Raw genomic sequence first — 13,837 nt, forward strand, 5'->3', positions numbered from 1 at the left:
TTTTTACTAATGTAAAATGTTAGGGCACGCTAAACGAAATACGCTTATAGGTGCTTCAAACTCAGAGCCAAACTCATTGCGCAGTGTGTAGTGTCCCTGCATGGTGCCAACAGGGGTGTCTAATATTGCGCCACTGGTGTATTTGTAAGTTTCGCCTGGGCCTATAACGGGGGTTTCGCCCACAACGCCTTCGCCCTCTACTTCAACTTCTTTACCATTGGCATCGGTGATCAACCAATAACGGCTTAAAAGTGTAGCGCTGCAAAGACTGTGGTTTTTAATTGTCACTGAGTAGGCAAAAACGTACTTTTCTAGCTCAGGCTGAGATTGCCCTTCAACATAAAAAGTCTCTACAGAGACTTTTACAGGAGAGCCAATATTACTGCTTGTTGTCATAAATCCAATTAGCTATATCAATAAATTGTTGTAACGTTAGGCTTTCAGCACGCAAAGTAATATCAATACCAATGCTGGTAAGCTCATCTGCGGTGAGTAAGTTGCCTAAGCTGTTACGCAATGTTTTACGGCGTTGATTAAAGGCTTCTAAACACACGGTGTTTAAAATTTTCACGCTTTTAGCGGTACGTTGAACGGCTTTTTTAGGGATCAGACGAATAACCGCAGAGTCTACTTTAGGTGCTGGTTTAAAACACTCTGGCGGTACTTCAACCACGGGCATTGCGTGGCAGTAGTATTGCGTCATCACACTTAAACGGCCAAAGGTTTTGCTGCCTGGGCCTGCAACCATACGTTTTACTACTTCTTTTTGCAGCATAAAGTGCATGTGCTCAATATGATCAGCAAACTCAAAAAGATGGAACAGTAATGGCGTAGAAATATTGTAAGGCAGGTTACCAAACACTTTTAATTTTTTGTCATCGCGTACAAGGCTTGCAAAGTCAAACTTCATTGCATCGCCTTGGTTTACGTTTAATTTAGGACCTAAAAAAGGGTGCTCAATTAAACGCTGAGCTAAGTCTTTATCTAGCTCAACAACAGTAAGTTGGCCGCTTAAATCGGCAACAGGCTCGGTAATTGCGCCTAAACCTGGGCCAATCTCTACTAGGTTGTCTTGTGGTTTAGGATCGATTGCAGTCACTATTTTATCAATGATAGATTCATCAAATAAAAAGTTTTGCCCAAAACGTTTACGGGCGCGGTGTCCTAAATGTACTTTATCGGTCATTGATTCTGTGCTTTTTCATGGGCGAGCTTAATTGCTTCGCGGATCGCTAATTCAAAACTGCCAACTTCAGCGTCACCGGTACCTGCTAAATCAAGCGCAGTACCGTGATCAACCGAAGTGCGGATAAATGGTAAACCTAAGGTTATATTTACCGAGTTACCAAATCCCTTGTATTTTAGCACAGGTAAACCCTGATCGTGATACATAGCAAGCACGGCATCGGCTTGAGAGAGGTATTTATCCTGAAATAGGGTATCGGCAGGAAGCGGACCAATTAAATTCATGCCTTGGCTGTTTAAGAGCTCAAGCGTAGGTGAAATTGTTTCTATTTCTTCAGTGCCTAAATGACCGTCTTCGCCGGCATGGGGGTTTAATCCACACACTAAAATTTTTGGTTGCTCAATACCAAACTTAGTTTGTAAGTCGTGGTTTAAAATACTAATAACTTTGGTTAAGCGCTCTTGTGTAATTGCACGCGATACATAAGCCAGTGGTATATGCGTTGTTACTAGGGCAACACGCAAGCCTTCAGTTGCTAGCATCATTACGACATCAGAGGTGCCCGATTGCTGAGCAAAGTACTCCGTGTGGCCACTAAAGGAAATACCGGCTTTATTAATAATCCCTTTGTGAACAGGGCCCGTGACAACGGCATCAAAGGTACCGTCCATATTTTTTTCGCTGGCAATACGTAAGGTATCAAGCACGTATTGGCCGTTTAAGTCATCTAGTTCACCTAGCTTAACGTCAGTGCCTAAATCTACTTGGTGAATATAAATGCTACCTGCAGGCGCTATAGCTGCAGGGGCATTTTCATCAAAATCAATTAGCTCAATATTAAGGCCCAAGTGTTGAGCGCGTTCTTTTAATAACTGTTTGTCGGCGATAGCGACCAGTTGAGCTTGCCATGGTTGCTGAGCTAATTGCAGCAGCAAGTCAGGGCCAATCCCCGCAGGTTCACCCGGGGTAATTGCAATTCGTAATGTCATAATTACTCGTCTATAGGGAAAATTTCAACATGGGCTTGTTCGCGCATTTCTTGCTGCCAGTTAAAACTTTCTTCTTTAAATTTACGATTAAACAACATGCCGTGCGCACGGTTACGTTTAGCTAGCTCGGTTTTATCTGCTACACGTTTATCTAAAAGTTGTACTATGTGCCAACCAAATTGTGTTCTAAATGGTTCACTAATTTGATTTTTATCAAGTGATAACAAAGTATCTTTAAACGCCGGTACATACGTTGTAGGGTCAGTCCAATCATACTCACCGCCTTTAAGGGCTGAGCCTGGATCTTCTGAATATTCTTTAGCAAGCTCAGCAAAGTCAGCGTTTCCTGCGCGTAAATCTTTGGCAAATCCTGCTAGCATGCTACGTGCTTTTTCTTCACTTAAAATAATTGAAGGCTTAATAAGAATATGGCGTGAGCGTACTTCTGTAGTTTCTACTAATTGGCGACCACGTACATCTTGCACCTTAATTATATGAAAGCCAGCACCCGAGCGAAGCGGGCCAACAATAGCACCTTTCTTTTGACCTTTTACAGCTTCGGCAAATAACGAAGGCATTTCGTTGATACCCATATAACCGAGTTGTCCGCCTTCAAGCGCTTTTGAACCACCTGATGATGAAATAGCGATGCGTTTAAACTCTTGGCCATCGTTTAATAGCTCAATAACTTTGTCAGCACGGGTTTTAGCACTGGTGATTTCATCTGCTGTTGCATCGTTAGGTATATCAATAAGGATGTGGCCAATATCATACTCTTCAGAGTTTTGACCTTGGCTTTCCATTATCTTTAACAGGTTATCTACTTCTTGTTGGCTAATATAGATTCGACGATCTACATTGGCGCGGGTAACCTGTTGGGTGGTGATCTCTTTACGAATTTCTTCGCGGTAGGCTTGAAAGCTCTCGCCAGCGGCTTCAATGGTACGACGAAGATCGGCAATGCTGCCGCCTTGATCTTTTGCCATATTCGCGAGTGTTTGGTCTAACTGGCTGTCTGAAATTTCAAGGCCCATACGTTCAGCCATTTGCATCATAAGCGTTTGGTTAACTAAACGCTCAACGGCTTGTACGCGAAGCGTTTCGTCTTTAGGAAGTTGTTGGCCTTGCTCTGCGGCTTGCTTTTTAACACGATTAATTATGGTGTCTACTTCACTTTTTAAAATTACGCCTTGGTTTACAACACCAATTACTTTGTCGATTTCCTGTGGGGCGGCAAATGCGCCATGGCATAAGCTTAAGCTTAAAATAGCTGTTGATAATAGTTTTTTTAAATTCATATTCTTTTTACTACTCTTCTAATAGTACTGCTTTAAAACAGGGCGTACTGCATTTTAGGGCTTTAAAGTATCACCTTAATTGCTCGTTTGCCTTAATTATTAAGAAAATACGGTCTACGGTAGCCAAAAATACCTTGTTGTAATAATTTTTGTGCATCGTAACGGCTCTTACTGCCAAGCCCTTTTAATACAAAGTTTAAACTAATACCTGAATCAAAAGTGGCTTGTTGCTGCCCGATAGACTGATTTAAATCGGTTTCAATCTGACGGTGACCAGTAATTTGGATTGCCCAACAGCATGACTCATACTGTAATCCGCTTAAAAATTCGATGCTTCGATTATTTTCAAGGTCCCGGTGGTAGCTTGCAATAAATTGCCACTGATCACTAATTGGGATACTTGTAAATACACCCGTTTGCTCGATTGTATTTCCTGAGACATCATTTGCATAGCGATGGTTCAATTGAACTAGCTCATTATTGTCACCTTTGTAATCGAGGGTGACATTTGACTGGATCATTTGCTTACCATCCGTGTCGTATTGCATACCCGCTGAGAGGTACCAACGGCGGTGCCAATGTAGCATTGTTTGCGCTGCAAAAAGGGCGTTGTAGTTTGTCTCTGAGTCTAAATCTTGCTCGGTAGGTTTAGCCGAGTCGTTTAGGTAAAAAATTTGACCCGCGCTAAAGTTAAACACTTCTTCGTGTTTATTATCAAATAAGCGTGTTGTTGCACCTAACGTAAATTGGTTAGCTGCGGCTATACGGTCTACACCCGAAAAGCGCGTATCTCTAAATAGGCCAAAAAAGTCATCCTGTAGGCGAGTGGTGTCAAACAGGCCTATCTCAGATTGATCCTTATTAGGGGTATATAAATACTGTATTTGTGGCTCAAGAGTTTGAATGCCATCTTCAAAAAAGGTCGAGGTGTCACGTTCAAAGTTAAGCTGCGAGTACAAACGTACTTTTGGCAAGGTACGCGAAACGCTATCGCTATATTGAGTGCCCGTTAAATTACCACTTTGTTTGTAGTTAGTTTGCAATAAGCTCACTTCTGAGAGAAACGACCACGCATGTGTTGCGTAGTTAAAGCGCGCTTTTGGCTCTACGTGTACACGGGTAGCACTGTCTATGGCAATTTCTGAAGATTCGTTGGTAAAGTGGCTTACTTCACCCGACAAACTAAAGTCAAAGTTATCAAAACGCCACGGGGCGGTTTGTGTAAAGCTAATTTGTGGAACCGCGGCATACGACTCTAAGTGATCGCCCAGTACTTCAAAATTTTGAAATTTAATATCGGTACGCCATGTGTCGCCAAGGTGAGTCACAGAGCCGGTACGATAAAGTTGGGTATCGGTTTTATTTGCGTAATTAGAGCTTAAATCGGTGATGTAGTTGTCATCACTGACGTTAGTTACATCAATATTAGCGCGCCAGTCTTCACTTAAATAGCTTTGTTGCTGCCAATGAAACATATAGCGCTCATCAAGGCTTGGCTCCGAATCATCGCTATCTAAATATTCAATACCGACTAAGCCTTCATGTTGCTCCGTGAGGTATCTAAACTCGGTTTGCAATTGTAAGCCTTTGCGCGACATATAACGTGGTGTAATAGTGGCGTCAAAATTAGGCGCAATATTCCAATAATAAGGCGTAACAGTTTCAAGGCCGTAACGGTCGGAGCTCGAAATGCTTGGTGTTAATAAGCCCGACTTGCGTCGCTCATCCAGCGGAAACGTGAAATAAGGTAAATATAAAACGGGGGTATCAAGAATACGTAAAACGGCGTTATAGGTTTCGCCCCAGCCTTCTTCACGAGAGAGGTTAATTTCGTCGGCTTCTATTTCCCACACTGGTGTATCGCTTGGGCAAGTAGTAAAGCTTGCATTCATTAACAATAAGCCAGACTCGTTGACAGTGAGTTTTTCGGCGCCACCTTTACCTTGTTGCGCTGTTAAGCTGTAATCGGCACCTAGTAGGCTTATTTCTGAATTATTTAAATCGGCATTTAAACCTGAGCTGTTTACTTGGCTTACACGGTCTTGATAAGTAATAGGGCCTGTTGCATTAAGTAAACCGCGCTGTTTATCTATAAGCGCAGTTTGTGCGGACAAACTCATATCAAGGGTGTTAATATCAACATTGCCGGTAAATTCAGCGCTTTGTGTGCCTAGGAGCTCTACATCGTCAGCTTGTATATCAACCGATCCTACCGCTAAGTTTGGTAGAGGTTGCCAAGCTCTGGTTTGCATTGAAATGCCACATAAATTGTGTGCCAGTTCAGTTTCGGCAAGCGATGGTGCGCTAATTACGCCTAGCATCAATATGCCCCAGGTTTTGCTCATTTATCGACCTTAATGCTCTTTGGTTTATTATAAGCTAGACATAATAAAGGAAAACAATGGCAAATACAGTAATTGACCTATAAAAATAGACATCTTATATAATGACACGCTTTGATAATTTACAACTATTTATAAATACGCACTTTGATGCTAAACCACACTCCTTAGTAGCCATTACTGGGGATGCCAGCTTTCGCCGTTATTACCGTTTAAGCTGTGCCGGAAAAGCGTTTATTGTGATGGACTCCGACCCACAAAAAGTAAATAACGCTCCGTATATCTCTCTTAATAAAGTATTCACCGACAACGGCTTTTTATTGCCTGAAATAATTGCAAGCGATGAAGAACAGGGCTTTTTTGTGTTAAGTGACTTAGGAAATACACACTTAGCCGATAAGCTCGATGAGCCAAATAGAGATGAATATTACAAGCAATTAATCCGTTTAGCGGCAAGCTGGGCCAAAACACCTGAATCAGCAGCTATGCAAAATTATAATAAAAAATTTATTCATCTTGAGCTGAATATTTTTAGCCAATGGCTGGTTACTGATTTTATTGGCTTAACATTAAATACTGAGCAACAAACGCTTTGGCAACAAAGCTGTGAGCTGTTAACGAACGCTATGCTAGCGCAGCCTACGGTCACGGTTCATCGTGATTATCACAGCCGTAATATTATGTATAGCAATGAGCAGTGGGCAATTATAGATTACCAAGATGCCGTGCGCGGGCCGCTGTGTTATGACTTAGTGTCGCTGCTACGCGATTGCTACTTTAAGTTGCCACAAGCACAGCTTAATCAGCTGCTTGAGTACGGGTATGAAGAATTTACAGCGCAAAAATTAATAACAGATATTTCTTTTGAGCAGTTTAAACAGTGGTTTGATTTAACGGGTATTCAGCGCCATTTAAAGGCAGCGGGAATATTTTGCCGGCTCTATTTACGCGATGGTAAAACCGGCTACCTTGATAATATTTTACCGACGTTGGATTACATTGTTGATGTTGCTAAAACCTATCCAGAGCTTGCAGCGTTAAGTGAGTGGGTAAGTAGCATTGTAATACCGCAGGCAACACTAAAATTAGCTAAGGAGCGCACATGAAAGCCATGATTTTAGCTGCCGGGCGCGGCCAGCGAATGATGCCGCTTACACAAGCTATGCCTAAACCTATGCTAAAAGTGGCGGGGAAACCGCTGATTGAGCACCATATTAATAACCTTAAAGCCGCTGGCATTACTAACATTGTTATAAACCTAGCTTGGCAAGGGGATAAAATAAAAAGCTATTTTAAAAATGGTGCTGAGTTTGGTGTGCGCATTGAATATAGCCAAGAGGCGGAGGGCGGCCTTGAAACCGCAGGCGGAATTATTCAGGCGCTGCCATTACTAGGTGAGCAATTTATTGTAATTAACGGCGATGTATTCACAGATTACGATGTGAGTGCGCTTACACAATTGCACCTGCAAGACGGCGAGGCCCACATAGTGTTAGTAGAAAATCCACCGCATAACGAAAAAGGGGATTTTGCGTTAAGTCACTTATCGGCTGAGAGTCAAAAGTATACATTTTCGGGAATTAGCCGTTACCACGCTAATTTTTTTAAAGGTTTAGAGCCTGGCATACGCCCGCTTGGGCCAATATTGCGAGAAAAGCTCGCCCAACAGGTTATCTCAACTGAGCTTTATATTGGTCAGTGGGACGATATCGGCACACCACAGCGACTCGCGCAGCTCAACGAGCGCATACAAAACACACTTTAATAGAGGCAGTTAATTAGATGTGGGGAAAAATACTCGGTTTTTGTTTTGGCTTTATGTTTGGCAAAATTTTTGGTGCCATTTTAGGTTTATACCTCGGCCATTTATTTGATAAAAGCTTAAAAAACGATTTTGATAAAGCCGGCGGCTTTTCAGGTTTGTTTAAAGGTGATGATGTAAACGAGCGCCAAGCGTTGTTTTTTTCGAGCTGCTTTGCGGTTATGGGGCATATTGCAAAGTCGAACGGTCGCGTAAGCGAGGTGCATATAAAAGCGGCAAGTATGTTTATGGATGAAATGGGGCTAAAGGGCGATGAGCGCCGCGAAGCTCAGCATGCATTTCAATCAGGTAAAGACAGCGACTTTTCGATTAAAGAAACAGTACACGACTTTAAAGAACGCTTTGCAAAACGTTACGACTTACTGCAACTGTTTTTAGAAATTCAAATTCAAATGGCGTTTTCTGATGGCGTGCTCGCAGAGCAAGAAAAACAGCTGTTACAAGAGGTAAGTAAGCAATTAGGTATTTCTAAAACTCATTTTGCTTTTATTCTTAAGCGTTACCAAGCTGAATTTAGTTTTAGACAGCAGCAACAACAGTATAGACAACAGCAGCAAGGTCAAAGTAGCAGTTACCGTGAAGGCTCTGGTCATCATGTGCCCCCTAATAACAGCATGAACCGCTCACAGGCCTTGGCTTTATTAGGGTTAAGTAGTGACGCGACGCAACGAGATATTAAAGTAGCGTATCGTAAATTAATGGCGCAGCATCACCCTGATAAATTAGTATCTCAAGGGCTGCCTAAACACATGATGGAAGTAGCAGTTAAAAAAAGCCAAGATATTCAAGCGGCTTACGAGTATTTAAAAAAGGCGGCGTAAAAAACCGTCTATCACTTTAGTTAACCGTGCATGCTGCTCTGGCGCATCGCGCAGGCCAAAGAGTTGGCGCTGGCGGTAATCAAATTTAGCATTTCGATTTACCCAGCGCTGGCGGTTTTTAAGGCTCATAAGTATATCGGTATTATCATTTGCATAGTAAATATCAAGCAAGGCGGGGGTCACCAGCGATGTGGTTTGCGCTAAACCTTTATTGCGCTGTGTATTAGGTAAATAACTACTTAAGCTTATAAACGCATCTATTCGCGAGTCTGGAAAATCTGCATAGTATTCTAGGAGTACCCCCGCACTGGTACCTTGTGCTATGACGACAATATTATTTGGCTCGCTCATCGCGTTTTGATAGAGAGCCTCATAACGCATTATTAAATTAGTTTTATAATGACTTAGTACCTCGTTACTCACCAAATCAATGGCATTAACAAAGTGTGGCTCTTGAGCCGTTGTAACAGCACCGTCGCTGTTACTTTGCGCCGTTTTTGTTGGCTCTTCATTTTGCGCTTGCGTACTTGATTGGGCAGCGGCTTGTGCAGCCATGTTACTTGTTTGCCAATCTATATCGGGTACTGTCATGGCGTAGGTTGTATACCCTAAGTTATTAAGCTCTTTTCGCAGATAGTTCATGCCCGAATTATTTGTTGGCGTTGACCTCCAGTCGGGTACTAATAGTGCAATACCTCTAAAATCGCGGCTCATGTATTCGCTATACAAACTTAAAAACTCTGTATCGCCAGCAAGCATGGGTTTAACTTCATCATTGGGTAGTAGACGTTTTATATCGCTATTTTCGATACTTGATAAAGAAGGTGGGGCTATATGCTCTGCAGCACTGGCATATGCGCTTAAGCATAACGCAGAGCAACAACATACACTTTGTAGCGTTTTTTTGATTAGCTGCGCAGATATCATAGTAAGCCCAAAACGTGAGTAATAACTAAGTATCGGCGCGCTAAGGTAAAAGTTTAGTACTAACTTTGTGGGCTTTACCTATTAAAAGTCGGGCTCTACCTCAAAGGTCAGTACTTGCTCGGTCACGGGGTGTTTTAGTTGCAACATTTGCGCATGTAGTTGTAAACGTGGCGCCGCGGCTAGGGCCTCTTTATGGGCATAAAGTCTATCGCCCAGTATTGGGTGGCCAAGGCTTAACATGTGCACGCGTAATTGGTGCGAGCGCCCCGTAATTGGCGTGAGCTCTACACGTGTTGCGCCCGCTTCTCGTGCAAGTATTTTAAAGTGGGTTAGCGAGGGCTTACCGTTTTCATAATCAACCATTTGCTTAGGGCGATTAGGCCAATCACAGATAAGTGGCAAATCAACCGATCCGGTATCTTGCTCAAGTTGGCCGTAAACACGTGCAATATAGCGTTTTGCAGTTTCACGTTCTTGAAACTGCATACTTAAATGCCTATGAGCTGCCTTATTCATTGCAAGGCAAAGTATTCCCGAGGTTGCCATATCTAGGCGGTGCACTATTTTAGCTGTAGGAAAAACACGGTTAACGCGATTAATTAAGCTATCGGCATGTTTTGGATCTTTACCTGGGACGGTTAAAAGTTCGCTGGGTTTATTAACGATGAGCAAGTCGTCATCTTGGTGCAGTATTGTTAAATACGGACTCATTGGGGGATTGTAATTAACTAACACGGCCGACCTCAGTAATTTTGCAGGGCGCTATTTTAGGGGAGCGAGAGCAAAGGCTCAAGGAAAAGATAAAAGTTTAATTGCGTATTTTTCATGCTGGTGTGAAATTGCACCAGCTTAAAGTTGTAGGAACACATTATGGCAAGGCAAAGTATTTCACTTACTGTACAGAATGATTTATGGCTTCGTAATTACGTTGAAAACGTGGGGGGATTACACAAATAAAAGTGAATTGGTGAATGATTTAATTCGCCGTGTAAGAAGAGCAGAAGCAATAAATGGTAAGCTTGCTAACTCAGAAAAAAAGCGGTTTTAGTGATCAATCGGCCGAACAAATGTTAGCAGAATTCAAATCAAGCATTAAGTAGTGCGTACAATTAAACTTTCAATCGATGGCAAAAAGGATTTGCGCCGCATTTATCAATATGACTGCCAAGCATTTTCACAACAGCAAGCGGACAACTACTTTTATAGTTTCTTCTCTATGTTTGAAAAACTACCAGCAAACTCCTATTCCTACCTATCAGTTGACCATATACGTACAGGCTATCGGCGTGACGTTTGTGGCTCAGAAAGCATTTATTATAGAGTTACAGAAACAGGTATTGAAATAATGGCTACATTAGGTGGCCAAGATACTGATGAGTAATTGTAGAGGTGAATGTAAAAAGCACGGCCTGTAAACCGTGCTTTTTGAAATGTAGTTTAGTTATATCTTGATCTAACTAACGGCTGATAGCTATAAACTGATAGCTCAAAAACCCTTTAGTGTGAAACTACGATTAAGCGTATCGCATCAAGTTTTAACTGGGCTTTTTCGATATGCGTTGTCAGCTCGCTGCGCTGCTTATCGAAGAAGGTAATTTCTTCTTGGCGAATATTAGGGTTAATTTGCTTAAGCGCTTCAAGGCGAGCTCGTTCTTCACCTAAGGTGCTTTGCATTTTTTCAAGTGACGCACTGCGTATAACCTCAAGCTGTTGCTGAGCCATGTCTTTTGCAGTGTTGATCATTGGATGAACCGCACCTTGTAAAGCGCCTGCTAATTTACTTGCAGTTTGACGACCAACGGCTGAAAGCTGTTGGTTAAAGCTATCAAATGCCACGTTTTCGCCTAGGTTATTACTGGCTTTATCGAGTAATATGCGAATAGGCGTTGGCGGTAAAAAGCGACCTACTTGCAGGGCTTTTGGTGCCATAGCTTCGGCTACAAATATTAGCTCAACAAAAAAGGTACCTGGTGGTAATTTTTTGTTTTTAAGCAAAGCTACAGAAGCACTACCAAAGTCATCATCACAAATCATGTCCATCGTGCCTTGCACCATAGGATGATCCCAGCTAATAAAATGTACGTCTTCTTGAGAAAGGGCGGTATCGCGGTCAAATGTAACCGTCATGCCATCTTCTTTTAAGCTAGGGAACGATGCACTTAGCATATGCTCTGTTGGCTTTAAAATAATGGTGTTTTCGCCTTTGTCTTCTTGGCTTACTCCAAACGTGTCGAATACGTTGATCATGTAACTTGGTAACTCAAATTGGTTATCAAGTGCTTCAATTTCTTCAACCAATGAATCGGCAGCGCCTTGGCCAGATGAATGCAGCTCTAATAAACGGTCACGGCCACTTTCCATTTGTTTGCGTAGCACGGCATTTTGCTTAGCTACTTGCTCAAGTAGAGGGTCGAGCTCTTCTTCATCACAATTATGGGCAGCAATGTAATCAAGTAGGTCTTCACTAAACTCTTTATACAATAGCTGGCCAGTGGTTGATGTGCTTTCAAAGGCATCAAGGCCTTCGTTGTACCAACGCAGTAATACTTCTTGCGCTGTATTTTCAAAATACGGCACATGAATATTAACATCCTTTGTTTGCCCAATACGGTCTAATCGGCCGATACGTTGTTCAAGTAAGTCAGGGTTTAGTGGTAAATCAAATAACACTAAGTGATGCGAAAACTGGAAGTTACGTCCTTCTGAGCCAATCTCTGAACACAGCAGTATTTGTGCATTGTCGTATTCATCGGCAAAAAAGGCGGCTGCGCGGTCGCGCTCTATAATCGACATGCCCTCGTGGAACACAGATGCTTTTATTGCTTCACGCTCACGCAAAATTTGCTCAAGGCTAATAGCGGTTTCGGCTTTGGCACAAATAAGCAGTACTTTTTCGTGCTTTAGGGTTTTAAGTGTTTCGATTAACCAATCTACACGCGGATCAAATGCGCCCCAGCTGGCACTTTCACCTTCAAACTCTTGAAAGATTTTCTCTGGAAACAGAGCGCGTTGTGCGCTTAGCTCTGCACTTTGTATACCGCTCATGCTGCCAAGTACTGACATTGCTGTTTTATATTGCTTTGGCAGTGCCATTGGGTAAGCATGTAATTTACGGCTAGGGTAGCCATCAATTCCGCTGCGACTGTTTCTAAACAAAATACGACCTGTGCCGTGGCGATCAAGCAGCATGTTAAGTATTTCTTTACGTGCCGGTAAATCACCTTGCTGAGCTTTTTCAAGCACATCAGTAATATCGGTTTCTTTTAATAGCTCAATAAGTGTCGCTTTGGCTGTATCATCAAGGGCTTGCGCTTGCAGTAGCTGATTTGCCGCTTCGGCAACGTCTTTGTAATTAGCCTCTTCTTCTTTGAATACGTCGTAGTCGTAAAATCTATCTGGGTCGAGCAATTGCAAGCGGGCAAAGTGGCTACGGTGACCAAGTTGATCAGGCGTTGCTGTAAGTAAAATAAGGCCCGGAATATCTTGGCTAAGCTCAGCCATGCGCTGATATTCGGTGCTCGGCTTACCATTGTTAATGCTTAGGTGGTGCGCTTCATCAACAACTAATAAATCCCAATCAGCAAGTGTTGCTTGTTCAAACCAGCGTTTTTTCTTGGTTAAAAACTCAAGGCTGGTAAGCACTAGCTGCTCGGTATCAAATACGTTTGGCGAGTCTGCAAAGGCTTCGTCGCAGCGCTCTTCATCAAAAATAGAAAAACGTAAATTAAAGCGGCGTAGCATTTCTACTAACCATTGGTGCTGCAGGTTTTCTGGCACCACAATGAGTACACGGCTAGCACGGCCACTAATGATTTGTTGGTGTAAAATCATGCCGGCTTCAATGGTTTTACCAAGGCCTACTTCATCTGAGAGCAGTACCCGTGGGGCAAAACGTTTACCTACTTCTTGTGCAATATAAAGCTGATGCGGAATAAGGTTAGCGCGCTGGCCAATTAAGCCTTTAATAGGCGATTGCTGGCGCTCAAATTGGTGTTGCCATGTTTGGTAACGTAAGGTATAGCGATCAAAGCGATCTACTTGGCCTGCAAATAAACGATCTTGCGGTTTATTAAACTTAATAAAATGATCTAAAAAGGTTTCTTTTAGCTTTGCTTCTTCGCCGGTATCAACGCGAGTACCTACGTAGCAAAGTAGTTCACCTTGCACTTCAATAGACTCTACTTCTAATTCCCATTCTTCAACGCTTTTGATCACATCACCTGGATTAAATGCCACACGGGTAACCGGTGCTTCTGCACTAGAATAAACACGGTTTTCACCACTGGCAGGAAATAAAATGCTGACCTGGCGGCCTTCAATGGCAACTACGGTGCCTAATCCTAAATCTGACTCTGTATCACTGATCCAACGCTGACCTAAGGAAAAATTCATGTATGTCTCGTCTATGAAGAAAAAGGCGGCTATGTTACCTGTTACATAACACCACTGCAA

At 42.6% G+C, this 13,837-nt stretch carries 12 protein-coding genes; 4 read left to right on the top strand and 8 right to left on the bottom strand.

Annotated features, from left to right (window positions below; genetic code table 11):
- Window positions 1-6: 6 nt before the first annotated feature.
- From apaG to lptD, 5 genes are all read right to left on the bottom strand, one after another.
- Entirely contained in the window at window positions 7-396 is a 390-nt protein-coding gene (gene apaG, locus CWC04_RS15520) for a Co2+/Mg2+ efflux facilitator ApaG/CorD (protein ID WP_004585855.1), read from the bottom strand.
- The gene (rsmA, locus tag CWC04_RS15525) at window positions 380-1,186 is read right to left on the bottom strand and encodes a 16S rRNA (adenine(1518)-N(6)/adenine(1519)-N(6))-dimethyltransferase RsmA (RefSeq protein WP_138685848.1); all 807 of its coding nucleotides are present in this window, start codon (window positions 1,184-1,186) and stop codon (window positions 380-382) included. The genes apaG and rsmA overlap by 17 nt, the downstream gene beginning before the upstream one ends.
- Window positions 1,183-2,175 carry a 4-hydroxythreonine-4-phosphate dehydrogenase PdxA gene (gene pdxA / locus CWC04_RS15530; RefSeq protein WP_024031517.1) on the bottom strand — a complete coding sequence of 331 codons (993 nt, stop codon included), beginning with the start codon at window positions 2,173-2,175 and terminating at the stop codon, window positions 1,183-1,185. The genes rsmA and pdxA overlap by 4 nt, the downstream gene beginning before the upstream one ends.
- Window positions 2,176-2,177: 2 nt before the next feature.
- On the bottom strand, window positions 2,178-3,473 hold the full coding sequence (gene surA, locus CWC04_RS15535; protein ID WP_064385734.1) for a peptidylprolyl isomerase SurA: 1,296 nt from the start codon (window positions 3,471-3,473) through the stop codon (window positions 2,178-2,180).
- Between the two features lie 92 nt (window positions 3,474-3,565).
- Window positions 3,566-5,818, bottom strand: coding sequence for an LPS assembly protein LptD (gene lptD, locus CWC04_RS15540; RefSeq protein WP_138577966.1), 2,253 nt, complete (start codon window positions 5,816-5,818; stop codon window positions 3,566-3,568).
- Between the two features lie 101 nt (window positions 5,819-5,919).
- Between lptD and CWC04_RS15545 the strand changes: the two genes are divergently transcribed.
- Genes CWC04_RS15545 through djlA form a run of 3 tightly spaced genes read left to right on the top strand, consistent with a single transcriptional unit; the run spans window position 5,920 to window position 8,458 of the window.
- Entirely contained in the window at window positions 5,920-6,921 is a 1,002-nt protein-coding gene (locus tag CWC04_RS15545) for an aminoglycoside phosphotransferase family protein (protein ID WP_126005896.1), read from the top strand.
- Window positions 6,918-7,580, top strand: a complete 663-nt coding sequence (gene murU, locus CWC04_RS15550) for an N-acetylmuramate alpha-1-phosphate uridylyltransferase MurU (RefSeq protein ID WP_004585861.1) — start codon at window positions 6,918-6,920, stop codon at window positions 7,578-7,580. The genes CWC04_RS15545 and murU overlap by 4 nt, the downstream gene beginning before the upstream one ends.
- Window positions 7,581-7,597: 17 nt before the next feature.
- The gene (gene djlA, locus CWC04_RS15555) at window positions 7,598-8,458 is read left to right on the top strand and encodes a co-chaperone DjlA (RefSeq protein WP_029773301.1); all 861 of its coding nucleotides are present in this window, start codon (window positions 7,598-7,600) and stop codon (window positions 8,456-8,458) included.
- Here the strand turns inward: djlA and CWC04_RS15560 are convergent.
- Window positions 8,441-9,385, bottom strand: a complete 945-nt coding sequence (locus CWC04_RS15560) for a DUF3530 family protein (protein ID WP_138685849.1) — start codon at window positions 9,383-9,385, stop codon at window positions 8,441-8,443. The genes djlA and CWC04_RS15560 overlap by 18 nt on opposite strands.
- An 81-nt stretch (window positions 9,386-9,466) precedes the next feature.
- A complete protein-coding gene (gene rluA / locus CWC04_RS15565) occupies window positions 9,467-10,120 on the bottom strand; it encodes a bifunctional tRNA pseudouridine(32) synthase/23S rRNA pseudouridine(746) synthase RluA (protein ID WP_024031523.1) in 654 nt (217 codons plus the stop codon).
- A gap of 364 nt (window positions 10,121-10,484) precedes the next feature.
- Here rluA and CWC04_RS15575 point away from each other — a divergent pair, with 364 nt between their 5' ends.
- Window positions 10,485-10,766: a type II toxin-antitoxin system RelE/ParE family toxin gene (locus tag CWC04_RS15575; RefSeq protein WP_138685850.1), complete on the top strand. Its 282-nt coding sequence runs from the start codon at window positions 10,485-10,487 to the stop codon at window positions 10,764-10,766.
- 116 nt (window positions 10,767-10,882) lie between these two features.
- Here the strand turns inward: CWC04_RS15575 and rapA are convergent, their stop codons facing one another.
- Window positions 10,883-13,777 carry an RNA polymerase-associated protein RapA gene (gene rapA / locus CWC04_RS15580; RefSeq protein ID WP_138685851.1) on the bottom strand — a complete coding sequence of 965 codons (2,895 nt, stop codon included), beginning with the start codon at window positions 13,775-13,777 and terminating at the stop codon, window positions 10,883-10,885.
- Window positions 13,778-13,837 lie beyond the last annotated feature (60 nt).

Source organism: Pseudoalteromonas sp. S2893 (genome assembly GCF_005887105.1).
GTDB classification, from domain to species: Bacteria; Pseudomonadota; Gammaproteobacteria; order Enterobacterales; family Alteromonadaceae; genus Pseudoalteromonas; species Pseudoalteromonas atlantica.

Excerpts from the sequence above, each read along its gene's own strand:
- djlA (WP_029773301.1), top strand. The coding sequence starts at position 7,598 with ATGTGGGGAAAAATACTCGGTTTTTGTTTTGGCTTTATGTTTGGCAAA.
- CWC04_RS15560 (WP_138685849.1), bottom strand. The coding sequence starts at position 9,385 with ATGATATCTGCGCAGCTAATCAAAAAAACGCTACAAAGTGTATGTTGT.
- lptD (WP_138577966.1), bottom strand. The coding sequence starts at position 5,818 with ATGAGCAAAACCTGGGGCATATTGATGCTAGGCGTAATTAGCGCACCA.
- CWC04_RS15545 (WP_126005896.1), top strand. The coding sequence starts at position 5,920 with ATGACACGCTTTGATAATTTACAACTATTTATAAATACGCACTTTGAT.
- surA (WP_064385734.1), bottom strand. The coding sequence starts at position 3,473 with ATGAATTTAAAAAAACTATTATCAACAGCTATTTTAAGCTTAAGCTTA.
- apaG (WP_004585855.1), bottom strand. The coding sequence starts at position 396 with ATGACAACAAGCAGTAATATTGGCTCTCCTGTAAAAGTCTCTGTAGAG.
- rsmA (WP_138685848.1), bottom strand. The coding sequence starts at position 1,186 with ATGACCGATAAAGTACATTTAGGACACCGCGCCCGTAAACGTTTTGGG.
- murU (WP_004585861.1), top strand. The coding sequence starts at position 6,918 with ATGAAAGCCATGATTTTAGCTGCCGGGCGCGGCCAGCGAATGATGCCG.
- pdxA (WP_024031517.1), bottom strand. The coding sequence starts at position 2,175 with ATGACATTACGAATTGCAATTACCCCGGGTGAACCTGCGGGGATTGGC.
- rapA (WP_138685851.1), bottom strand. The coding sequence starts at position 13,777 with ATGAATTTTTCCTTAGGTCAGCGTTGGATCAGTGATACAGAGTCAGAT.